Annotated in this window: 20 protein-coding genes, 3 tRNA genes and 1 pseudogene; 6 read left to right on the top strand and 18 right to left on the bottom strand. The window is 69.2% G+C overall.

The features are described 5' to 3' along the window. The 3 genes and pseudogenes from QBJ89_RS07165 to hflX all read left to right on the top strand — a co-directional run bounded on the left by QBJ89_RS07165 (position 1) and on the right by hflX (position 3,529). Positions 1-1,371: a sigma-54-dependent transcriptional regulator gene (locus QBJ89_RS07165; RefSeq protein ID WP_277979837.1), complete on the top strand. Its 1,371-nt coding sequence runs from the start codon at positions 1-3 to the stop codon at positions 1,369-1,371. 291 nt (positions 1,372-1,662) lie between these two features. Continuing rightward, positions 1,663-2,226, top strand: a pseudogene (gene hfq / locus QBJ89_RS07160) (RNA chaperone Hfq); the annotation flags it as partial. 10 nt (positions 2,227-2,236) lie between these two features. Beyond that, entirely contained in the window at positions 2,237-3,529 is a 1,293-nt protein-coding gene (hflX, locus tag QBJ89_RS07155) for a GTPase HflX (protein ID WP_277979836.1), read from the top strand. Between the two features lie 155 nt (positions 3,530-3,684). Here hflX and mazG read toward each other — a convergent pair whose 3' ends face one another. The 15 genes from mazG to QBJ89_RS07080 form a co-directional block, all read right to left on the bottom strand. After that, on the bottom strand, positions 3,685-4,443 hold the full coding sequence (gene mazG / locus QBJ89_RS07150; protein ID WP_277979835.1) for a nucleoside triphosphate pyrophosphohydrolase: 759 nt from the start codon (positions 4,441-4,443) through the stop codon (positions 3,685-3,687). A gap of 38 nt (positions 4,444-4,481) precedes the next feature. Further along, positions 4,482-4,946 carry a VOC family protein gene (locus QBJ89_RS07145; protein WP_277979834.1) on the bottom strand — a complete coding sequence of 155 codons (465 nt, stop codon included), beginning with the start codon at positions 4,944-4,946 and terminating at the stop codon, positions 4,482-4,484. A 111-nt stretch (positions 4,947-5,057) separates the two neighbouring features. After that, positions 5,058-6,392: an amidohydrolase gene (locus QBJ89_RS07140; RefSeq protein ID WP_277979833.1), complete on the bottom strand. Its 1,335-nt coding sequence runs from the start codon at positions 6,390-6,392 to the stop codon at positions 5,058-5,060. Between the two features lie 54 nt (positions 6,393-6,446). Beyond that, positions 6,447-7,346, bottom strand: coding sequence for an alpha/beta hydrolase (locus QBJ89_RS07135; RefSeq protein WP_277979832.1), 900 nt, complete (start codon positions 7,344-7,346; stop codon positions 6,447-6,449). After that, the gene (locus QBJ89_RS07130; protein WP_277979831.1) at positions 7,337-7,630 is read right to left on the bottom strand and encodes a hypothetical protein; all 294 of its coding nucleotides are present in this window, start codon (positions 7,628-7,630) and stop codon (positions 7,337-7,339) included. The genes QBJ89_RS07135 and QBJ89_RS07130 overlap by 10 nt, the downstream gene beginning before the upstream one ends. A gap of 60 nt (positions 7,631-7,690) precedes the next feature. Then, entirely contained in the window at positions 7,691-8,971 is a 1,281-nt protein-coding gene (locus QBJ89_RS07125) for a glycoside hydrolase family 130 protein (RefSeq protein WP_277979830.1), read from the bottom strand. Between the two features lie 142 nt (positions 8,972-9,113). Further along, the gene (locus QBJ89_RS07120; RefSeq protein ID WP_277979829.1) at positions 9,114-9,536 is read right to left on the bottom strand and encodes a hypothetical protein; all 423 of its coding nucleotides are present in this window, start codon (positions 9,534-9,536) and stop codon (positions 9,114-9,116) included. 115 nt (positions 9,537-9,651) lie between these two features. Beyond that, the gene (locus QBJ89_RS07115; protein WP_277979828.1) at positions 9,652-9,816 is read right to left on the bottom strand and encodes a hypothetical protein; all 165 of its coding nucleotides are present in this window, start codon (positions 9,814-9,816) and stop codon (positions 9,652-9,654) included. Beyond that, entirely contained in the window at positions 9,813-10,577 is a 765-nt protein-coding gene (locus tag QBJ89_RS07110) for an MBL fold metallo-hydrolase (RefSeq protein WP_277979827.1), read from the bottom strand. Before QBJ89_RS07110 ends, QBJ89_RS07115 begins: the two co-directional genes overlap by 4 nt. Next, a complete protein-coding gene (locus tag QBJ89_RS07105) occupies positions 10,574-11,353 on the bottom strand; it encodes a TatD family hydrolase (RefSeq protein WP_277979826.1) in 780 nt (259 codons plus the stop codon). Before QBJ89_RS07105 ends, QBJ89_RS07110 begins: the two co-directional genes overlap by 4 nt. Then, entirely contained in the window at positions 11,353-12,903 is a 1,551-nt protein-coding gene (metG, locus tag QBJ89_RS07100; protein ID WP_277979825.1) for a methionine--tRNA ligase, read from the bottom strand. Before metG ends, QBJ89_RS07105 begins: the two co-directional genes overlap by 1 nt. Before the next feature lie 10 nt (positions 12,904-12,913). Further along, positions 12,914-13,903, bottom strand: coding sequence for a DNA polymerase III subunit delta' (locus tag QBJ89_RS07095; RefSeq protein WP_277979824.1), 990 nt, complete (start codon positions 13,901-13,903; stop codon positions 12,914-12,916). Then, the gene (gene tmk / locus QBJ89_RS07090) at positions 13,900-14,529 is read right to left on the bottom strand and encodes a dTMP kinase (protein WP_277979823.1); all 630 of its coding nucleotides are present in this window, start codon (positions 14,527-14,529) and stop codon (positions 13,900-13,902) included. Before tmk ends, QBJ89_RS07095 begins: the two co-directional genes overlap by 4 nt. Then, entirely contained in the window at positions 14,529-15,701 is a 1,173-nt protein-coding gene (locus QBJ89_RS07085) for a D-alanyl-D-alanine carboxypeptidase family protein (RefSeq protein WP_277979822.1), read from the bottom strand. The genes tmk and QBJ89_RS07085 overlap by 1 nt, the downstream gene beginning before the upstream one ends. 63 nt (positions 15,702-15,764) lie before the next feature. After that, a complete protein-coding gene (locus tag QBJ89_RS07080; protein WP_277979821.1) occupies positions 15,765-16,823 on the bottom strand; it encodes a lytic murein transglycosylase in 1,059 nt (352 codons plus the stop codon). A gap of 97 nt (positions 16,824-16,920) precedes the next feature. Between QBJ89_RS07080 and QBJ89_RS07075 the strand changes: the two genes are divergently transcribed. Both QBJ89_RS07075 and QBJ89_RS07070 read left to right on the top strand, forming a co-directional pair. Then, positions 16,921-17,010: transfer RNA gene (locus QBJ89_RS07075), tRNA-Ser, on the top strand. A 123-nt stretch (positions 17,011-17,133) separates the two neighbouring features. Then, positions 17,134-17,316 carry a hypothetical protein gene (locus QBJ89_RS07070; RefSeq protein ID WP_277979820.1) on the top strand — a complete coding sequence of 61 codons (183 nt, stop codon included), beginning with the start codon at positions 17,134-17,136 and terminating at the stop codon, positions 17,314-17,316. 74 nt (positions 17,317-17,390) lie between these two features. On the opposite strand, the gene QBJ89_RS07065 is transcribed toward QBJ89_RS07070, so the two are convergent. Together QBJ89_RS07065 and QBJ89_RS07060 are read right to left on the bottom strand one after the other, a co-directional pair. Next, positions 17,391-17,467 (bottom strand) — tRNA-Arg (locus QBJ89_RS07065). 54 nt (positions 17,468-17,521) lie between these two features. Beyond that, a tRNA-Arg gene (locus QBJ89_RS07060) sits at positions 17,522-17,598 on the bottom strand. A gap of 83 nt (positions 17,599-17,681) precedes the next feature. Here QBJ89_RS07060 and QBJ89_RS07055 point away from each other — a divergent pair. Continuing rightward, a complete protein-coding gene (locus QBJ89_RS07055; protein ID WP_277979819.1) occupies positions 17,682-18,212 on the top strand; it encodes a hypothetical protein in 531 nt (176 codons plus the stop codon). A 174-nt stretch (positions 18,213-18,386) separates the two neighbouring features. Here the strand turns inward: QBJ89_RS07055 and QBJ89_RS07050 are convergent, their stop codons facing one another. Further along, entirely contained in the window at positions 18,387-20,534 is a 2,148-nt protein-coding gene (locus tag QBJ89_RS07050; protein ID WP_277979904.1) for a spermidine synthase, read from the bottom strand. Between the last annotated feature and the right edge of the window lie 14 nt (positions 20,535-20,548).

Raw genomic sequence — 20,548 nt, 5'->3', positions numbered from 1 at the left:
ATGGCGATCGACATCCTAGTCGTGGACGACGAACTCGACATCCGCGAACTCGTGGCCGGCGTGCTCGAGGACGAGGGCTATGAGACCCGCATGGCGGGCGACAGCGATGCCGCGCTGGAGGCGATCGCGACGCGTCGCCCCAGCCTGGTGCTGCTCGACGTATGGCTGCAGGGTTCGCGGCTCGACGGGCTCGACCTGCTCGAGGAAATCAAGCGCCGCGATCCTTCGATCCCGGTGCTGGTGATCTCGGGCCACGGCACGCTGGACACCGCGGTCGCGGCGATCCGCAAGGGTGCTGCCGACTTCATCGAAAAGCCGTTCCAGGCCGAGCGGTTGCTGCTGATGGTCGAGCGCGCGACCGAGACCGAGCGGCTCCGCGCCGAGGTGAAGAGCCTGCGCGCGGCGTCGGGGCGCGGTACCGATCTCACCGGCAGCTCGACCGCGGTCAATGCGGTGCGTGCGACGCTCAAGCGAGTCGCGGGCACGGGCAGCCGCGTGCTGATCGTCGGGCCGGCGGGCGTGGGCAAGGAGGTCGCGGCGCGCCTGCTCCACGGCTGGAGCCAGCGCGCCCACGCCAATTTTGTGATTGTCAGCACGGCGGGCATGAGCCCCGACCGGGTCGAAGAGGAATTGTTCGGCGTGGAGGAGGGCGGGGACCTCGTCCGCACCGGCCTGCTTGAGCAGGCGCACGGCGGGACGCTGTTCCTCGACGAGATCGCCGACATGCCGCAGGCAACGCAGGCGCGGATCCTGCGCGTGCTCACCGACCAGAGCTTCACCCGCGTCGGCGGCACGCGCGTGGTCAAGGTCGACGTGCGCGTCGTCTCCGCCACCGCGCGCGACCTTTCGCTGGAGATCGCCGAAAGTCGCTTCCGCGAGGACCTCTACTATCGCCTCAACGTGGTGCCGGTGACGATCCCGCCGCTGGCGGAGCGGCGCGAGGACATCCCCGCGCTGGTCGAGCATTTCGTCGCGCATTACGCCGCCGAGCGCCGCGTGCCGGTGCCCGAGATTGCGACCGACGCCTTGGTCGCGCTCCAGTCCTACGACTGGCCCGGCAACGTGCGCGAGCTGCGCAACGTGGTGGAGCGGACCATCATTCTCGCGCCCGGCGACCGAATCGGGCGGATCGACCTCGACCTGCTCCCCGCCGAGGTGCTCGGCGGCCACGACGCCGGCCCGGGCGCGACGGCGATCATGGGCGCGCCGCTGCGTGAGGCGCGCGAAACCTTCGAGCGCGAATATCTGCGCGTCCAGATCCGGCGCTTCTCGGGTAATATCTCGCGCACCGCGAGCTTCATCGGGATGGAGCGCTCGGCGCTGCATCGGAAGCTCAAGCTGCTGGGGATCACCGAGACGCGGGAGGAATAGGGAGGAAAGGGGGCGTGCCCAGCGTCCGGCTGCTCTCGACGCCTGCTGGCGGTGAACAGATAGGTTAGAGACACCCGCACCCCCCGCCCCATTCGCCTCGAGCGGCCGTCGAGCTTGCCGAGGCGGCGTGTCGAGAGGAAAGCCGTGCGCCGACCTCAAGACCGTGCGCTTCTCGACTGCGCTCAGAGCGTGCTTGAGGCGAACGGGTGGAGGTGCTGCTGATCGTCCGCCGCCCACCACCGCTCCCACCTAGACGCGTCGGCGCGGGAACCCTAACTTAGCCCTGCCGCTTTACAGCGCGATCCTTCCGACGCCGGCAACGGTGCACCCTGCGGGGAACCTCCCGCCAAGAACAAGGACCCTCCAATGGCCGAAAAGCAGACCTCGCTCCAGGACCTGTTCCTCAACGCGCTGCGCAAGTCCAAGACCCCCGTCACGATGTTCCTCGTCAAGGGCGTCAAGCTCCAGGGCATCGTCACCTGGTTCGACAATTTCTCGGTGCTGCTGCGGCGTGACGGCCAGTCGCAGCTGATCTACAAGCACGCCATCTCCACCATCATGCCCGCTGGCGCGATCGACGTCGGAAGCATCGTCGCCCAGCTCGGCGAGGGCGGCAAAAAGCAGCTGTTGCAGGACATCTTCCTCTCCGCGGTGCGCAAGTCAGAAGACCCGGTGACGATGTTTCTCGTCAACGGCGTGATGCTGCAGGGTGCGATCGCGGGCTTTGACCTCTTCTGCATGCTGCTCCAGCGCGACGGCATGTCGCAGCTGGTCTACAAGCACGCGGTCTCGACGATCCAGCCGTCGCGGCCGCTCAACCTGGCCGAGGAGCAGGCGGCGGGCGAGGAAGAGTGAGAGTGGGCGCATGAGCACTGGCTTCGAGCGCGACCGCGACGAATTCTCCCGCGGTGCGCGCGCGATCGTCGTCTATCCCGATCTCGGCGGGTCGTCGCGCGACGCCGAGGCGCGGCTGGCGGAGACCGCCGGCCTCGCCGAGGCGATCGGCGTCGTCGTCGCTGACCGGGTCGCGCTGCGCATCCGCACCCCGCGCGCCGCGACGCTGATGGGCGCCGGCCAGATCGAGGAGCTCGCCGCGCGCGCGCGGATGGAGGAAGCGGGGCTGGTCGTCGTCGACGGCAGCCTGACCCCGATCCAGCAGCGCAACCTCGAGACCGCGCTGGAGACCAAGGTGATCGACCGAACCGGGTTGATCCTCGAGATCTTCGGCGAGCGCGCCGCGACCGCCGAGGGCCGACTTCAGGTCGAGCTCGCGCACCTCGACTATCAATCGGGTCGCCTGGTGCGCAGCTGGACCCACCTCGAACGCCAGCGCGGCGGCTTCGGCTTCCTCGGCGGCCCGGGCGAGACCCAGATCGAGGCCGACCGTCGGCTGATCCGCGACCGCATGGCGCGGCTGCGGCGCGAGCTGGAGCAGGTGACCCGCACGCGCGGGCTCCACCGCGAGCGGCGACAGCGCGCGCCGTGGCCGGTGATCGCGCTGGTCGGCTATACCAACGCGGGCAAGTCGACGCTGTTCAACCGGCTTACCGGCGCGCACGTGATGGCGGAGGATCTGCTCTTCGCCACGCTCGACCCGACGCTGCGCCAGATCAGCCTGCCCGGTATCGACAAGGCGATCCTGTCGGACACGGTCGGCTTCGTCTCGGAGTTGCCGACCCAGCTTGTGGCGGCGTTCAAGGCGACGCTGGAGGAGGTGGTTTCGGCCGACCTGCTGATCCACGTTCGCGACGTGGCGCACCCTGATACCGCGGCGCAGAAGACCGACGTGGAGGGCGTGCTCGCCGATGTCGGCGTGAGCGAGACGACACCGCTCATCGAGGCCTGGAACAAGCTCGACCTGCTTCACGGCGAGGCGCGGGTTGAGCTGCTCGACGAAGCGGCGCGGCGCGACGACGTGGTAGCGCTGTCGGCGCTGAGCGGGGAGGGGGTGGACGAGCTGACTCGCCACGTCGCCGACCTGCTGACGCAAGGCCACCAGCGTTATGCCATCGCGCTCGATGCGGGCGACGGCGCCGGGGCGGCATGGCTCCATGCCAACGGCGAGGTGCTCGACCAGCACGTCGAGGGTGACCGCGTGCGCTACGAGGTGCGGATGGCGCCCGCGGTGCACGAGCGCTTTCTGGCGCGGCACGGGTGAGGGATTTGCCTAGCGGCGTTGCTGCGAGACGGCGCCTCGACAAGCTCAGCGCTTCCTCAGCGCGAGCGGTGCGGCGTAGAACGAACGAGCGCATCCTTCCGCGCTGAGGAGCGGCTGAGCCGGTCGAAGCCTCGTCTCGAGGCGCTGTCCGCTCCTTAACCCGCCTTCGCCCGCTGCCACAGCGCCTCTTTCTCCGCGAGCGGCAGCGCCGCGAAACCTGCGCCGCCTGCCGCCTCGATCGCGCGGAAGCGCCGCTCGAACTTGGCGTTTCCGGCGCGCAACGCCTCCTCCGGATCGACCCCCAGGTGCCGTGCCCAGTTCACCACCGCGAACAGCAAGTCGCCGATTTCCTCGACGCGTTCGGCCTGGTTGCGTGCGGCCTCCACCTCGGCCAGTTCCTCGTCGACCTTGGCGCGCGAACCGCTCGCGTCGGGCCAGTCGAAGCCGGTGCGCGCCGCCCGCTTCTGCAACTTCTCGGCGCGGATCAAGGCGGGCAGGGCCGTTGCGACGCCGTCGAGCGCCCCTGCCGCCCCCTTGTCGGAGCGCTCGGCGGCCTTGACCTCCTCCCACAGGTGATGGCCGCCTTCGGCCAGGTCACCGAAGATATGCGGGTGGCGGCGCTCCATCTTGTCACTGATCGCGGCGGCGACGTCGGCCAGCGCGAAGGCGCCGTCTTCCTCGGCAATGCGGCTGTGGAACACCACCTGGAGCAGCAGGTCGCCGAGTTCGTCGCGCAGCTCGTCGATCGCGCCGCGGGCGATCGCGTCGGCGACCTCATACGCCTCCTCGATCGTGTAGGGTGCGATCGTCGCAAAAGTTTGCGCGCGATCCCACTCGCAGCCGCCGGGGCCACGCAGCCGTGCCATGATGGCCACCAACCGATCGATTTCGGCGCTCGTTCGCTGCTCGCTCATGTCGACGCGCTAGCAGCGGACGGCGCGCGCGGCCAGCGTCAGCGCGGCGGGCGGTTGGCTGCGTCGTTGACCTCTACCCAATAGCCGTCGGGATCCTGGGTGAAGATCTGGCGGACGCCATCGGTGCGCGTATGTTTGATCGCGCCGACCGTGCCGGCATAGTCGGTCCAGGTGCGGCCGGTCTTCCTGAGAAAGGCGAGGACGGGATCGAGGTCCCTTACTGTGAGGGCGAAGTGGATGATGCGTGGGGGCGGGGTGAAAGGCACCTTGATCGCCTGGATGTGCAGCTCGACTCCATTGCCCAGCCGCAACCAGCGCGGTCCGCCCGGCGCGGCGCCGAGCGGTGCGGGGATCTCGCTGAGCCCGAACGCTTCTTCGTAATAAGCAACACTCCGCGCCTGATCGGTGACGTTGATCGCGACATGGTTCATCGTCGCCTGTGCCGTGGCCCCGACCGGCACGAGGCCAGCCAGCGAGACGAGCGCGGCCAAGGGAAAACGCATCATCCTCTCCCGTGTGTTATCGTTGTCGTGCTTCCGCGAACGATGGAGTCCCGATCGTAAGCGCCGCAACTAGCCCTCGGGCATTGTTGTCCGCGGTGACGATTGCTCCCCTCAGCTCGCGACGGTTTGGCCCCGCTTGAGCAGATCCAGCACCGCCGCGGTCATCGCAGTGGCGCCGGTGGTCACCACCGCACGCGGGTCGACCTTGAACAGGGGCGAGTGATGCGAGGGCACCGGCGGGCCACCGTTGGCGGCGGCGTCGAACACCGCCTGCTGGGTGCCGCCCACTGCAAAATAATAGCCCTTCACGCCGAGCTCGGGCTGGACGAAGGCGGCGAAATCCTCCGCCCCCATGCCCTTCTGCTGGAACGGGATCACCTTCTCGGCGCCGAGCGTCGCCGCCATCACGCCGTTGAGCCGGCGCGCCAGCGCGGCATCGTTGATCGTCGTCGGCGTGCCCTCGATCACCTTGACGACCGGCATCTTGTCGGCGGGCATGCCGTTGAGCTCGCCGATACCGCGTGCGACCCGCTCGATCCCGGCGAGCAGCTGCTTGCGCGTGGCCTCGTCGTTGGCGCGGACGGTCACCTGCAGCTTGGCCTCGTCCGAGATGATGTTGTGCTTGAGCCCGGCGTGGAAGCTGCCGACCGTGATCACGCCGGGGCGGAGCGGCTGGCGTTCGCGGCTGATCAATCCCTGCAAGGCGATGACGAGCTGGCTCGCCATATAGACCGGGTCCTTGCCGGTGTGCGGGCTGGCGCCGTGCGCGCCGATCCCCGGCACGGTGATGTCGACACTGTCGGACGAGCTGTACTGGATGTCCTCGGAGGCCGAGACGGTCCCGGCCAGCCCTTCCGAGTTGGAGTGATAGGCCAGCGCATACTGTGGTTTGGGGAAGCGCGTGTAGAGCCCGTCGCGCAGCATCGCCGCCGCGCCGCCGACGCGTTCCTCGGCGGGCTGGACAACGAACACGACCGTGCCCGTCCAGCGATCCTTGAGCGCGGCGAGCCGGCGCGCGGTGGCGAGCAGCCCGACGATATGCGTGTCGTGCCCGCAGGCGTGCATCACCGGCGCCTCGACACCATCGACGCCGACCTGGCGCACCGTGCTCGCGTTCGGCAGCCCTGATTTCTCCTCGACCGGCAACCCGTCCATGTCGGCGCGGACCAGCACCACCGGGCCGGTGCCGTTGCGCAGCACGCCGACCACGCCGGTGCCGCCGACCTTCTCGGTGACCTGCATGCCGGACACCGCGCGCAGCGCCGCCGCCATCTTCGCCGCGGTGCGCACCTCCTTGAACGACAGCTCGGGATTGCGGTGGAAGTCGTCCCACATCGCGCCGAGCGACTTGTCATAATCGGCGTCGATCGCCGCCGCATAGTCGGGCGCGGCGAGCGCGGGTGTGGCGACGAGCGACAACGCGGTCGCGGCGAGCAGGTAGCGCATATGATTTCCCCTTCGTCGCCAGCGTAGCGACGGCGCGGTGCGACGCAACGCCGCTTAGCGCTTATCCGCTCGCCGCGAGAGCCAGTCGCCGTCGGCCAGCCAGTCGTACAGCCGATCGGGCCAGTGCAGGATCGAGAGCCGCTCGGACTCGTCGAGATTAAAGGCGTGGCCGCTGTCGGCATACATGTGCAGCTCGGCCGAAATGCCGGCGCGGCGCAGCTGCTCGTACAAGGCGACGGTGGGCGCCGCGCAGCAGTCGTCGCGGCTGCCGGCGACGAGGAAGGCCGGTGGCGCGGTCGTGATCGCCGACGCCGGTGCCGGCACGCCGCGCGGACCGGGGAAGACGAGCACCTGGAAGTCGGGCCGGGCGGAGAGCGAGTCGATCGCGTCGGTCCGCGGTCGCCCCGCTGGCTCTGGATGATCGGCGACCTGGGTGACAAGCTCGCCCCCCGCGGAGAAGCCCATCGCTCCGACCCGCGCCGGGTCGATGCCGTACACGGCGGCGTGGGCGCGCACCCACCGGATCGCGCGGCGCGTGTCATCGGCAGCATCGCCCTCGACCGTGTAGGTCGAGCCGGGCTCGTTCGCGAGCCGATATTTGAGTACGAAAGCGGTGATGCCGGCGCGGTTGAGCGCCGTCGCCACCTTGGTGCCCTCGTTGGTCCAAACCAGCAGCTTGTGCCCGCCGCCCGGCAGGATCACGATCGCGGCGCCGTTGCGCTTGGCGGCGGGTGCGGGGAAGGGGATCAGCGATGGGTCGTGGATGTTGCGGACCCAGTAATCGCGCGCCACCTCGGCCTCGGCGCGGCGCTTCCCGACACCCGGCGCACCGTTCGGCCACAGCGAAATCCGCTCATAGCGCGGTGCCGGCTCGGGTGCCGGATTCTGCGATGCCGCCGGCGCAGCGAGAAGCGACGCGAGGAGTAGCGCGAGGGCGGATCGTCTCAGCTGCACAAGGCGGCACCGTTGGCGCGGTCGCGACACGAGTCAGTGACGGATTGCTGCCGCAGATTTTCGCGCTCGCGCTCCCATTCCCACTTGGTCTTGCACGAGCGATAGCCATCGACCAGCGAACCGGTACGGACGAAACGCTTGCAGATCATCTTGTCGCGCGCATCGGCGGCACGCTCGGGCGCGTCCGCGGGCGTTGCCTGTCGTGCCTGCACAGCCGTTTCGCCCGCGCCAGCGAGGAACAACATCACAGCGCTTAATAACGCGCTCCCGACGCCCACCCGCATCGCTTTTCCCCCACGAAACAAACCTTAGTGAAGCATAGCGGTGAGACGGTGGCAATGTTCTCAGCGCATCACGCTGAGCAGATCGTCGACGCTCCCGGTGGCGAACGCGGTGTGCTCGTCGCCAATCGCATAGGGCAACAGGATACGGCGCCGGTGCAGCAGCGCGCCGCAGCTGTAGGTGACGTTCGGCACATAGCCGCCGCGCTGCTCGGCGCTCGGGAAGAGCAGCGGGGAGGGGGTGCGCGCCAGCACCTTGCTCGGGTCGTCGCGGTCGAGCAGACAGGCGCCGACGCAATAGCCGCGCACCAGCCCGACGCCGTGCGTGAACACGAGCCAGCCCTCGGCGAGCTCGATCGGCGAGCCGCAATTGCCGATCTGCACGAATTCCCAGGGATATTCCGGTCGCATGATGATCTCGCCGCGTTCCCAGTGGTGCAGATCGTCGGAGCGGAGCAGCCAGATATTCTCATTGTCCTGGCGGCCGAGCATCACGAAGTCGTCACCGATCCGACGCGGGAACAGCGCCATACCCTTGTAGCCGGCCATCGCGCCGGTGAGCGGGCGCATCTCATACGTGCGCAGGTCGATGCCGCGCAGCAACTCGGCGCGGGCGACACGGCCGTCGAACGCGGTATAGGTGCCGATCACGCTCTGCGTGCCGTCGCGATCGGTGAAGCGGACGAGGCGCAGGTCCTCCACGCCGCTGCGTTGGCTCGGCAGGATCGGGAAGATCACGGTCTCGGAGATGTCCTCACTGTCGTCAGAGCGCAGCCGGACCCAGCCCGCGTCGTCGTCGCGCTCGATCCGCGGCGGCACGCCCTGCGGGCTCGGCGGGTCGACCGTGAGGCGGGTGCCGCCGTCCCAGCTTCCGGAGCGGAACGTCACCGAGGAGATATGACCCTCACCGACGCCGCGCAGCGAGAGCAGGAAGGAGAGTTGGTCGTCGCTCGGATCCTGGTCGGGCACGGCGACGATCGAGGGGTTGAACAGCGCCGCGCTTTCGAAGGCATATTCTTGGCTGAAATAGGCGCCGACCAGCAGCCTATCGCACTCGGCATCGACAGCGATCCCGATCGCCTCGCGCACCTCGTCGAAGCGACGCAGGAAGACCTGGTCGACGCGGCGATGGCGCGGCCGCATCGCTTCGTGGAGCAGCCCGAGCATGCGCTGCCGCATCGGCTCGTCGAGCGCCATCAGCCGCGCGGCTACCGCGCTCGCGCGGCTCGGCTTGCCCGCGGCGAACGCCTCCGGATAGTCGAAGCTGAACGGCCGGATTACCGTACGTGCGGGATCTGGCTTGAGCTCGAGATCGAGCGTTGTGAAGACTGCGGCGGCGTCCATGTCAGCCCTCATGCTGGTTGCGAAACCGACATAGCGCGCGTGGGGAGGCTAATATCCATGCGGAATGATCGCCGCTCGGACGAAGACGGGTTTGTACGTAGCGGCGTCGGCAACCCGGTGCGTCATGACAAGGTCGAATGCGTCATGTGAATAACGGCGCTAGCGCCATGAACTGATCGCGTCGTTCGTTCCAGGCACAGGTGTAGACGTTCAAGCGGTGAGGAAGGCCGAGTTTGGAGCTGACGGAGACCGGCGTGAAGCGAAGTAGATGCAACTCGGCCACCAGCTTGCCGTCGAGATGTAGTTGATAGATAGTGCGATCGAAGCGTCCGTCGGGCTGCATGTCGCGGGACGTTTTGGTCAGCCGCCGGCGCTTTTCGGCATGTTTCACAAGTGTTTGCCAAAGTTCCCGGTCATAGATGCGCAATATGCCCTGACGTCGACATTCGTCGCGTGCGATCTGCAAACCCGCCGCGCTATATCGATCGAGCGCGACAACGGCACCGAGAAACGCGACAAAGGCGACACCCATCAGGCGTAATCCCATCACCGGTACGTCCGCCATCGTTACGGTAAGGCGCTGCCACAATGCTCGGGACGCCCGCAAGTAGGCGCTAGTGGACGCCAGCATCTCCTCGTTGCCACGAGCGGCCGCGCATGAGCGAAATCGATAATATGTATTATGTAAAGTATGTGGCGATCGCGAACAAGGCGATGAAGAGCCCACCCCATGCCAGCGCGTAGCGGAGCATCGTCTGCCCCGGCATGCGTCGGGTAACCAGCGCGGATAGCGGCAGCACCAGCACGAGCAGCAGTATCAGGGCGGCGCCCAGACGCTCGCTCACCCCGTAACCTCCCAGCCGTCATAGCCAGGCTCGACGCCGCCGGGCAGCTCGGCGCGCAGTCCGGCATAGTCCATCGACTGATCCATATGGACCAGCACCGTCCGCGCCGGGCGCAGTTCCTCGACCCAGCCGAGCACGGTGGCGAGATCGGGATGAGTCGGATGCGGCCGGCGACGCAGCGCGTCGACGATCCAGACGTCGACGCCGCGGTACAGCTCGCGCATCGCCGCGGTCATGCCGCTGATGTCGGTGGCATAGCCGATCGAGTACCCGGCCGCGGTGAAGCGTAGCCCGGCCGAGCTGATCGAGCCGTGCGGCTGGTCGACGACCTCGACCGTCAGGCCGCCGATGCCGAGCCGATCGGGCAGCAGCGCGAGCTCGACGGTCGGCGGATAGCCGCCGGCACCCTTGAAGACATACGCGAACTGCTGGCGCAGTGCCGCCGCGCAGCCCTCGCGCGCATAGCCCGGCACGGGGTGGCCGAGCGCATGATAGACCTGGCGGAGGTCGTCGATGCCGAAGACATGATCGGCGTGCTGGTGCGTCCAGATCACTGCGTCGACCTGCCCGATTTCAGCTGCGAGCAGCTGCGCGCGCATGTCAGGGCTGGTGTCGACGAGGACGCGCACGCCGTCATGCTCGACCAGTAGCGAGGAGCGGGTACGGCGATTGCGCGGCTCGGCCGGATCGCAGTCGCCCCAGTCGCCTCCGATCCGCGGAACCCCCGACGACGTGCCCGAGCCGAGGATGCGAACCTTCACGCCGGCCGCGCTTTGCTGAAGAGTGCGTAGAAGTTTTCAGCGGTATAGCGCTGAAATTCCTCGACATCTTCGCCGCGGAGCCGGGCCAGGAAGGCGGCGGTATCGGCAACGAAGCCAGGCTCGCCGTTTTTGCCGCGATGCGGCACAGGCGCGAGGAACGGCGCGTCGGTCTCGATCAGCAGACGTTCGCGCGGGATCCGCGCCGCGGTGGCGCGCAATGCCTCGGCGTTGCGGAAGGTGACGATGCCGGAGATCGAGATAAACATACCGAGCTCGAGCGCCTGATCCGCGAACCGGTCGCTGGCGGTGAAGCAATGGATCACGCCGGTATAAGCCCCCTGCTCCATCGCTTCGCGCAGGATCGCGGCCGTATCCTCCTCCGCGTCGCGGGTGTGGACGATAATCGGCGTGCCGCTCTCGCGCGCCGCGGCAATATGCGCGCGGAAGCTCGCCTGTTGCCGCTGGCGGTCGGAATGGTCGTAATGATAGTCGAGTCCGCTCTCGCCGATGCCGACCACGCGCGGGTGGCGCGCGCGCTCGACCAGCTTCGCGGTGTCGATGTGCGGGTGCTGGTCCGCCTCGTGCGGATGGATGCCGACGCTCGCCCAGACGTCGGGCTCGCGCTCGGCGGTGGCGAGCACCGCGTCCCACTCGCGCTCGCGCGTGGCGATGTTGAGCACCGCGGTGACGCCGCGCGCGCGCGCGCGCTCGAGCACCGCGGCTTGCTGCTCGAACAGGCCCTCGTAATTGAGGTGGCAGTGGCTGTCGGCGAGCATCAGGCGGGCTCCGTCGCGGCGGGCAGTTCGAGCCGCGGGAAGGCCGGAGTCGGCGGTGCGATCACCCCACCGGCGTCGAAACGGCGCTGATACCAGTCGTCGTCGTCGATCGCGGCATGGTCGCGCTCGTCAGCGCCGATCTGGTCGAGCACGCTTCCCGCGCCCTCGGGCACCACGGGCAGGATCGCGATCGCGAGCGTGCGGATCGCGCGCACCAGCGTGCGCAGCACGGCGTGCATCCGCTCGGGGTCGGTCTTGCGCAGCGACCAGGGCGCCTGCGCGTCGATATATTGGTTGCACGCGAAGACGCCGCGCAGCCATGCCTCGACTCCCTGGCTGAGCAGCAGGTCGGTGAACCCCGCGCGTAGCGCGGCGCAGGCGACGACCACCTCCTCGATCAGCTGCGCGTCGGCCTCGTCGGCGCGGCCGGCGTCCGGGAAGGCGCCGCCAAGGTTCTTGGCGATGAACGACAGCGTCCGCTGCGCCAGATTGCCGAACGCGTTCGCCAGCTCGGCGTTGACGCGCATGACGATCGCCTCGGCCGAGTAGCTGCCGTCCTGGCCGAAACTGACTTCGCGCAGCAGAAAATAGCGCAGCCCGTCGACCCCGAACGCCTCGGCGAGATCGAGCGGATCGACGACATTGCCGAGGCTCTTCGACATCTTCTCGCCGCGATGGAGCAGGAAGCCATGGCCGAACACCGTCTTAGGCAGCGCAATCCCGGCCGACATCAGGAACGCCGGCCAGTAGACCGCGTGGAAGCGCACGATGTCCTTGCCGATCAGATGCAGGTCCGCCGGCCAGTAGCGCAGCTCGCCGTCGGGATAGCCGGCCCCGGTGAGATAGTTGGTCAGCGCGTCGACCCAGACGTACATGACGTGGCCCGGACTGCCCGGCACCGCCACGCCCCAGTCGAAGCTGGTGCGCGACACCGACAGGTCGGACAGCCCGCCCTCGACGAAGCGCAGGATTTCGTTGCGCCGCGCCTCGGGGCGGATGAAGTCCGGGTTCGCCGCGTAGAAGTCGAGCAGCGGCTGCTGGTATTTGGACAGGCGAAAGAACCATGTCTCTTCGGCGGTCCAGGTCACCGGCGTGCCCTGCGGCGACAGCTTCGCCCCCCCTTCCCCGTCGACCAGCTCCTTCTCGTCGTAGAAGGCCTCGTCGCGGATCGAATACCAGCCCTCGTAGCGGTCGAGGTAGAGGTCGCCGGCGTCCGCCATCGCCTGCCAGATCGCTTGGCTGGCGCGGTGATGATCCGCGTCGGTGGTGCGAATGAAACGATCGTAGCTGATCGCAAGTCTGTCGCACATTGCCTTGAAATAGCCCGACATCTCGTCCGCGAGCGCACGCACCTCGACGCCGCGGTCGCGTGCCGTCTGGACCATCTTGAGCCCGTGCTCGTCGGTGCCGGTCTGGAAGCGCACGTCGCGTCCGGCCTGGCGCTGGAAGCGCGCGATCGCGTCGGCGGCGATTGCCTCATAGGCATGGCCGATATGCGGGCGGCCATTGGGATAGCTGATCGCGGTGGTGATATAGAAGGGGTCGCCCATGCCGCGCCTCCTAACGCTCTCCCTCGCGCGATGCCAGCCGCGCGACGATGCCGGCGAGCTCATAGACGGTGCCCTGCTGGTCAAGCGACAGCGCGCGTGCCGCGGCGGCGACCGAGCGCGCCTCGTCATAGCCGTCGAGCGCGGCGCGCAGGTCGGCGCCGACGCGGGTCGCCGCGGCGCATGCGATCAGCGTCGGCACGCGGTCGAGAAACGCCTCGTAGCGCGGCTGCGCCGCCTTGAGCGCGAGCGACTTGGCGAGCGCACCGCGACGCGTCAGCGTTGGGTCGCCGTCGCGCGCGATTTCGCCCAACGTCTGCTCGATCGCGCCGAGATCGAGCCCGGCATAGCCGAGCGCGCGCCCAGGCGACCCGTCGCCCGCACTCACGAGTGCGGCGACCTCATCGGGATCAGCGTCGGGCAGCGCTGCGCGTAGCACGGCCGCCATGTCCTCGTCGCCGAGCGGCTCGAAGCGCAGCACCCGGCAGCGCGAGCGGATCGTGGCGAGCAGCCGCCCGGGCGCGTGGCTGACGAGCAGGAACACTGTCCCCGCGGGGGGCTCCTCCAGGCTCTTGAGCAGCGCATTGGAGGCGCCGGGGCGCTCGAGATCGTCAGCGGCGTCGATCACGATCGCGCGGCGGGGCGACAGCGACGGCATCGTGCCGAGGAACGGGCCGAGCGCCCTCACCTGGTCGACCGTGATCGAGCGCGCCAGCTCGTCCTCCTTGTCCTTCTTCGGCAGGCGGCGCAGCTCGCGATAGTCGGGGTGCGAACCCGCGGCGAGCAGCGTGGCGGTGCGATGCTCAAGCGGGACGGCGAGACCGGGAGCGAGCTGTCCCGGACTCATCGCTTCGGCGAGCAGTCGGGCCGCGGCGGCGCGTGCGAACGTGGCCTTGCCGACCCCCTCGGGACCGGCGAGCAGCCAGGCATGATGGACATTGCCGCCGCGCAGCGCCGCGCTGAAGGCGTCGATCGCGGCGCGATGGCCGCGTAGCGTGGTCACGGCACCAAGTCCGCCAGCTCGGCCAGGATCGCGGCGGTCACCGCCTCGGGCGGCTGCGAGGCGTCGATGGAGCGGAAGCGCTCGGATTCGGCAGCGCCGAAACGCTCGAAGGCGGTGGCGACGGCGGCGTGAAAGTCAGACCCGCGCGCGGCGAAACGATCGCTTTCGCCGCGATCCCGTCGTGCCGCCCGTTCGGCACCGAGCGCGAGTGGTAGCGTCAGCAGGAAGGTGCGGTCCGGCAGCAGTCCCTCGCTGCCGAAGGCATGGAGCGCCAGCACGTCGGCGTCGTCGATCCCGCCGGCCACGCCCTGATAGGCCCGCGTCGAGTCGACGAAGCGGTCGCAGATTACCCAACGACCCGCGTCCAGCGCCGGCCGGATCACCTTTTCGACATGATCCGCACGCGCCGCGGCGAACAGCAAGGTCTCGGCGCGCGCGCTCCACCGACCCGGCTCGCCCTCCAGCAGCAGCGCGCGGATCGCCTCGGCGCCCGGACTGCCGCCGGGCTCGCGCGTTACGACGGCGTCGACGCCGCGCTGACGCAGCGCCGCGGCAAGCGCGCGCGCCTGGGTCGACTTGCCGGCCCCTTCCCCACCCTCCAGGCTGAGGAAGCGCCCCCGCGGCATCAGAACAGGCCGCGCAGGCCCGCCATGGCGCGCCCGAAGAAGCCCGCTTGGCCGACGTCGCGCGCCGCCACCAGCGGCATGCGCTGCTCGGGCAGACCGGGTGCGGAGACGACGAGATCCGCGATATGCGCGCCCTGCTTGATCGGTGCCTTCACTGGACCGTCATAAACGATCTTGCCGGAGAGCTGCGGGCGCGTGCCCGAGGGCACGGTCACCGCCAGCGCCTTGGGCGCAACCAGCTCGACCTCGCTGGCATCCCCCAGCTGCACCGCGGCGGTGCCGACCGACTTGCCCGCCTTCACCACCGGGCGCGCCTGCCAGGCGCGGAAGCCCCATTCCATGAAGCGGATGGATTCCTGCGCGCGCTGGTTGAAGCTGGTCAACCCCGCGACCACCATCACCAGCCGGCGCCCGTTCTGCTCGGCCGAGCCGGTGAAGCCATAGCCCGCCTCGTCGGTGTGGCCGGTCTTGAGCCCGTCCGCGCCGGCGACGCGGCCCAGCAACGGATCACGATTGGCCTGGGTGATCGCGGCGCCCGCGCCCATCGTCTTGCCCCAGGTGAAATCGCGGCGCGAGTAGAACTGCTTGTAGAGCTGCGGGAACTCGGTGATCGTCGCGGCAGCGAGCTTGGCGAGGTCGCGCGCGGTGACATAGGTGATGCCGCCGTCGGGCCAGCCGTTCGAGGTGCCGAAATGGCTGTTGGTCAGCCCGAGCTTCTGGGCGTTCTCGTTCATGCGCTCGGTGAAGGCCTGCTCCGTGCCCGACGCACCTTCGGCGAGCACGACGCACGCGTCGTTCCCCGACAGCGTGACGATGCCGTACAGCAGGTTCGCCACCGACACGCGCTCGCCGACCGAGAGGAACATGGTCGACCCGGCCGCGGGCCCGTGCCAGCGCTTCCAGGTCTCGGGCCGGACCTCATATTCGGTCGACAGCTTGAGGTCGCCCGACTTGATCATCTGGAAGGCGGTATAGACCGTCATCATCTTCGCCATCGACGCGGGCGGCATGCGGCGGTCGGCATCTTTGGCGTAGAGCACCGCGCCCGAGGACAGGTCTTCCATGAAGGCGACCGGCGCAGGCGTGTCGAACTGCGGCGCCGCCGCCATGGCGGGATAGGCGACCGCGAGGACGGCGGCGGGCAGCGCGAGAACGGTCAGCAGCTTGGTCATGGGGCGGGATCCGGTTCGATGGCAGGCGTGGGAAAAGCGTTGATGCGCGTCGAGGCTCGCGCCCTAGCGCGCGATCGCGTCGGCGAGCAAGCCCACCGACAGAGCGTAGAAGTTGGAACAATTATAGTCGAGGATGACGCGATAATTACTGGTCAGCAGATAGGCAGTCGCGCCGGGACCGTCGGGTTCGATCAGCACCGCCTGCACCTGATCGCCGGGCCAGCTCCCACCGAGCGGCGCCAACCCCAACGCGCGCCACTCCGCCATACTGCGCCAGCCGCTGTGCCGCTCGAACACGCGCGGGCAGCGCGGCGAGACCAGCCGGTTGGCGACGCTCGCGCGCGAGAAGCCTGCGGGGACGCTGACCGCGACGCCCCACGGCTCGCCCGCGCGCCAGCCCGCCTGGGTGAAGTAATTGCCGATGGACGCGAGCGTGTCGGCCGAGGAGTTCCAGATGTCGATCCGACCGTCGCCGTCGCCGTCGCGCGCAAGGCGGAGGTAAACCGAGGGCAGGAACTGCGGGTTGCCCATCGCGCCCGCCCAGCTGCCGACCAGCTGCGACCGCGGCACGCCGCGATCGATCATCTTGAGCGCGGCGATCAGCTCGCCCTCGAACAGCGGACGGCGACGCCCCTCATAGGCGAGGCTGGCGAGGCTGCGCAGCAAGTCGAAATTGCCGGTGTAGGACCCGTAATTGGTCTCATGCCCCCATATCGCGACCATGATCTGCTCGGGCACGCCGGTTTCCGCCTCGACGCGCGCCAGCCTGGCACGGTTGGCGATGTAAGCGGCGCGCCCGCGTGAGATTCGCGCGGTGTCGACGTGCGCGGTGCGATACGGCGCGAACAGCGGCACCGGTGCGTTGGGGCGCGCCTCGGGCTGCTGCTGGTCGAGTGCGACCACGCGCGGATTGAAGGTGAGCCCGGCGAGCGCGCTGTCCGCTGTAGCTGAGCGCACCCCGCCGGCAACGGCGCGCGCGCGAACTTGCGCCAGGTAGGCCTGAAAGCCCGATGCCTCGGCATCGGCCGCCGACGGCGCGACACCCTGCCCCGAGGAGGCCGGCGCGGCGAGCAGGAGGAGCGTGGCGGCGATGCCGCGGGCGAGCGTTGCGACCGCTGTCATGGTCGGGACCTACTGGCACAGCGGGTCGGCGCACGAAACCGCAAATCGAGCGAGCGCTTGCACTCGCCGCCGCGTCGCGTTTAAGCGGGTGGCCTGCGGAGAGGTGGCCGAGTGGTTTAAGGCAGCGGTCTTGAAAACCGCCGTGGGTTCACGCTCACCGTGGGTTCGAATCCCACCCTCTCCGCCACCACACGCGAGCGCGCCACCTTGCTGAGCTTCGCTCGAGGTTGCCTACTCAGATCATTGTTTTCGCTCAGAACTGCTTCGTGAGTGTCGTCGTTCTTGGTGTGACGGAGCGAGCAGACGGACGATGGCACAGAAAGGCGCGGGCGGTAGTCCGGGTGCGATCACCACAAACGTCGGTGCCGGCGCGCGCGGCAGTCTCGGCACCGGACGCGGCGGCGATACCGGGACGGGCGCGAAGAAGGCGGCGACGAAGAAGATGGACGCGACCGGGTCCGACAGTAGCGGCCAGAAGGTCAGCGGCGCCTGACGCCGGGGTTCCCCGAATGCGACGAAGACGGGTCAACACCGACCCGCTCCCGCCCGCGCTGCGGCGGTGAACGGTGGCGCGCCCGGAACGATTCGAACGTCCGACCCTCAGATTCGTAGTCTGATGCTCTATCCAGCTGAGCTACGGGCGCATCGCGGCATGGCATGAAGCCGACCGTCTGCCCCACCTCGCGGTGGGCATCCATTGGCGCGCCCGGAACGATTCGAACGTCCGACCCTCAGATTCGTAGTCTGATGCTCTATCCAGCTGAGCTACGGGCGCGCAATGGAGCGGCGCTGTTAGACGCCGCCGGTCGGGGGCGCAAGAGCGTTGCGGTAAGTTTTTCGCGCCTCTACGCAGATCGCATGCCACGTTTTCCGCGAACCCCGTCGCCGCTCGCCACCCTCCCGCTGATAGCCGCTGCTTTGCTGTCGCTGGCCGGCTGCGGCGCCGACATGAGCGGTTATCCTTCCCTCGCGCCGCGACCGGTCGAGAAGCTCGGCTTCGAGGAGCCCGCCACGCCGCCGCCGTCGCCGGTCGCTGCCGATCCTGGGCTCGACGCGCGGCTCGGTACCATCGCTGCGGCGCGCGCCAGCGCGGCGCGCGACTTCGACGTCGCGGCCGAGCGCGCCGCCACTCGGGCCTCCGCGGCCCGGCGCGCGGCGGCCGGCAGCGAGCGCTGGCTCGACGCGCAGACCGCGATCGCCGAGCTCGACTCGCTGCGCTCGGCCTACGCCGACTCGCTCAACCAGCTCGAGGAACTCGCCGCGGCACGCGCGCAGGCGCTGCAGCCCGCTTATCCCGCGCTCGAGCAGGCGCTGGATGCGGCGCGCGCCACCGCCGCGACCCAGACCCGCCGTATCGACGCGCTCGCCGCCTCGCTGCCGAGCGGCTGACCCGGGCGCGAAGCGCGAAGTTCGCGTGAGCTTATTGGCCAGCGCCATCCTAACCTCGTCCAAGGCTCTACCGGCCGGCGTGCCCGGCGGCCGGCATGTGCCGAAAGGTCGAACCTGAACCTAGTCCAGGATGACGCGAGAGGGCGGGCCAGTTCTTCGCAATGCCTCGCCCGCTCAATATCGCAGCAGCGGAAGGATGGTCGCATAATCGTCGGTCCACGGCGCGAAGCCCGGGCGCCGGCGCAGCATGTGCCAGTCGCCATCGTCACCCGCGAGCAGTGCCTGCGTCCACGGATCGCGCGTCAGCACGATCCAGGAGGAGGGCGTGCCCTCCTCTTCCCCGTCGGCCGGAACATGGTTGAGGATGAGCGCGCGCCACCCCCCCGCACGCGCTGCCGCTGCGACGACGGGTCCGAGATCGATGAAGCGGTTCGAGATATGCACCGCTAGCACGCCATTGTGTGCCAACACGCGGGCGTAGACCGCGAACGCCTCGCGCGTCAGCAGGTGCATCGGCACCGCGTCCGAGGAGAAAGCGTCGAGCGCGAGCAGATCGAGGCTCGCCGTCGGGGCGCGCTCGAGCGACACGCGCGCATCACCCAACTCGATGGCCGCGTCCGGCATGCAATCCGCTAGGAAGGTGAAGCGGTGCGTGCGGCTGAGCTCGGCCATGGCCGGGTCGATCTCGTAGAAGCGCCAGCGCTGACCGGGCCGCGCGTAGCAGGCGAGCGTCCCGGTCCCGAGCCCGACCACGCCGATCCTCGCCGTGTCGCCGAACAACAGCGGCACCGCCCGCATCGCGCGACCCACCCCAGTGGCGGGGGTGTAATAGCTCGTCGGCGTGCGCTCGCGCGCGGCCGTGCCGGTGAGCTGGACGCCGTGCAGCGTCGTTCCGTGGACCAGGGTGCGTCGGCGGGGCTCCTCCACCAGCGTGTAGACACCGAAATAGCTGCGCAGCCTTGCCCCGGGCTCGAGCGAGAGTGACAGCGAGCGGAACCCGCCGAACAGCAGCAGCGCGCTCGCCAGCACCATCAGATAGGGCGCGCGCGCGCCGAGCGTCAGCAGGCCAACCGCGGCGACCACCGCGAAGGTCGCGCCGGTGTAGCGCACCGTGCGCAACCCGCCCGCCTCATGCGCGAACGCACCCGCCACCACCGCCAGCGCGAGCGCGATCGCCGCGACGGCGGCCCAGCGTGCCCCGCGCCGCGCCCAGAGCGCGCGCAGTCCGGCAGCGAGCGGCGCCTGCGGCACCAGCGCACCCGCGGCGAGGATCAGGATGGGATATTCCCAGGTCCAGTCGAACAAGGTCGGCGCCACCAGCCCGGCAAAGACCCCGCCCAGCGCGCCGCCGACCGACATGGCGAGATAGAAGCCGGTCAGCCGCGCCGGCTCGGGGCGCAGCCGGTACAGGCGCGTGTGCAGCGCCACCGAAATCATGAATAGCAGCAGCAGCGCCATCAGCGTGCTCGCGGTCGCCCTGTTGGCGAAGCCGCCCATCATGATGCCGCCGAACAGCAGGATCGTTACCGGCGCCGCGCGCGTCAGCGAGTCCGCGAGCCAGCGCTGCGCCGCAAAGGCGATGGAGAAGCTGAGCAGGTACAATGCGAGCGGGATTACCCACAGCAGCGGCATCGCGATAAGGTCGGTGCTGATGAAGGTCGAGGTCGCCAGCATCATGCCCGAGGGCACCAGGCCGAGCACAACCCAGAGCAGCACGCGCCCCCGCGGCGGCGCCGGCGCGGCCGGCGCGATGTCGGCGGCGGAGGTGGCGCGCGGCGGCAGCCGGGTCGCGCACAGCAGCACGAGCGCGACCAGCAGCAAATAGCCGCCGCTCCACAGCCAGCGCTGCTGCGTCACCGGCAGCAGCGGCTCGACCAGCAGCGGGAAGGCGATCAGCCCGGCGAAGCTGCCGAGATTGGAGGCGGCGTAGAGCGGGTACGGGTCGGTGCCCGGCCGCGCCAGCTCGTACCAGCGCTGCATCAGGGGCGCCTGCGACGACACGGCGAAGAACAGCGGCCCGATCGAGAGCGCGAACAGGTACGGCACCCACAAAGCGGGCTCGTTGTCGGCGGGCAACGCGCGGTCGCTCAGGCCGATCGGCAGGAAGGCACAGGCGGCGAGCAGCAGCGCGAGATGGATCGCGTGCTGGCGCCGCGGCGCGAGCCGGCTGACCAGGTGGGCGTAGCCATAGCCGCCGAGCAGCAGCGCCTGGTAGACCAGCATGGCCGAGTTCCACACCGCCGGTGCGCCGCCGAGCCGCGGCAGCGCCAGCCGGGCGATCATCGGCTGCACGAGGAACAGCAGGAACGAGCCCGTTAGCATGGTCGCGACGAACA

Source organism: Sphingomonas phyllosphaerae (assembly GCF_029623345.1).
Classification (GTDB): domain Bacteria; phylum Pseudomonadota; class Alphaproteobacteria; order Sphingomonadales; family Sphingomonadaceae; genus Sphingomonas; species Sphingomonas phyllosphaerae_C.
The sequence above is the reverse complement of the archived record's forward strand: the minus strand, read 5'-3'. Positions and strand labels throughout refer to the sequence as shown.

What these genes read in the sequence shown, in the direction of transcription:
- QBJ89_RS07165 (WP_277979837.1), top strand. Translation starts at nt 1, where the DNA reads ATGGCGATCGACATCCTAGTCGTGGACGACGAACTCGACATCCGCGAA.
- hflX (WP_277979836.1), top strand. Translation starts at nt 2,237, where the DNA reads ATGAGCACTGGCTTCGAGCGCGACCGCGACGAATTCTCCCGCGGTGCG.
- mazG (WP_277979835.1), bottom strand. Translation starts at nt 4,443, where the DNA reads ATGAGCGAGCAGCGAACGAGCGCCGAAATCGATCGGTTGGTGGCCATC.
- QBJ89_RS07145 (WP_277979834.1), bottom strand. Translation starts at nt 4,946, where the DNA reads ATGCGTTTTCCCTTGGCCGCGCTCGTCTCGCTGGCTGGCCTCGTGCCG.
- QBJ89_RS07140 (WP_277979833.1), bottom strand. Translation starts at nt 6,392, where the DNA reads ATGCGCTACCTGCTCGCCGCGACCGCGTTGTCGCTCGTCGCCACACCC.
- QBJ89_RS07130 (WP_277979831.1), bottom strand. Translation starts at nt 7,630, where the DNA reads ATGCGGGTGGGCGTCGGGAGCGCGTTATTAAGCGCTGTGATGTTGTTC.
- QBJ89_RS07125 (WP_277979830.1), bottom strand. Translation starts at nt 8,971, where the DNA reads ATGGACGCCGCCGCAGTCTTCACAACGCTCGATCTCGAGCTCAAGCCA.
- QBJ89_RS07120 (WP_277979829.1), bottom strand. Translation starts at nt 9,536, where the DNA reads ATGGCGGACGTACCGGTGATGGGATTACGCCTGATGGGTGTCGCCTTT.
- QBJ89_RS07105 (WP_277979826.1), bottom strand. Translation starts at nt 11,353, where the DNA reads ATGCTCGCCGACAGCCACTGCCACCTCAATTACGAGGGCCTGTTCGAG.
- metG (WP_277979825.1), bottom strand. Translation starts at nt 12,903, where the DNA reads ATGGGCGACCCCTTCTATATCACCACCGCGATCAGCTATCCCAATGGC.
- tmk (WP_277979823.1), bottom strand. Translation starts at nt 14,529, where the DNA reads ATGCCGCGGGGGCGCTTCCTCAGCCTGGAGGGTGGGGAAGGGGCCGGC.
- QBJ89_RS07085 (WP_277979822.1), bottom strand. Translation starts at nt 15,701, where the DNA reads ATGACCAAGCTGCTGACCGTTCTCGCGCTGCCCGCCGCCGTCCTCGCG.
- QBJ89_RS07080 (WP_277979821.1), bottom strand. Translation starts at nt 16,823, where the DNA reads ATGACAGCGGTCGCAACGCTCGCCCGCGGCATCGCCGCCACGCTCCTC.
- QBJ89_RS07070 (WP_277979820.1), top strand. Translation starts at nt 17,134, where the DNA reads ATGGCACAGAAAGGCGCGGGCGGTAGTCCGGGTGCGATCACCACAAAC.
- QBJ89_RS07055 (WP_277979819.1), top strand. Translation starts at nt 17,682, where the DNA reads ATGCCACGTTTTCCGCGAACCCCGTCGCCGCTCGCCACCCTCCCGCTG.
- QBJ89_RS07050 (WP_277979904.1), bottom strand. Translation starts at nt 20,534, where the DNA reads ATGCTAACGGGCTCGTTCCTGCTGTTCCTCGTGCAGCCGATGATCGCC.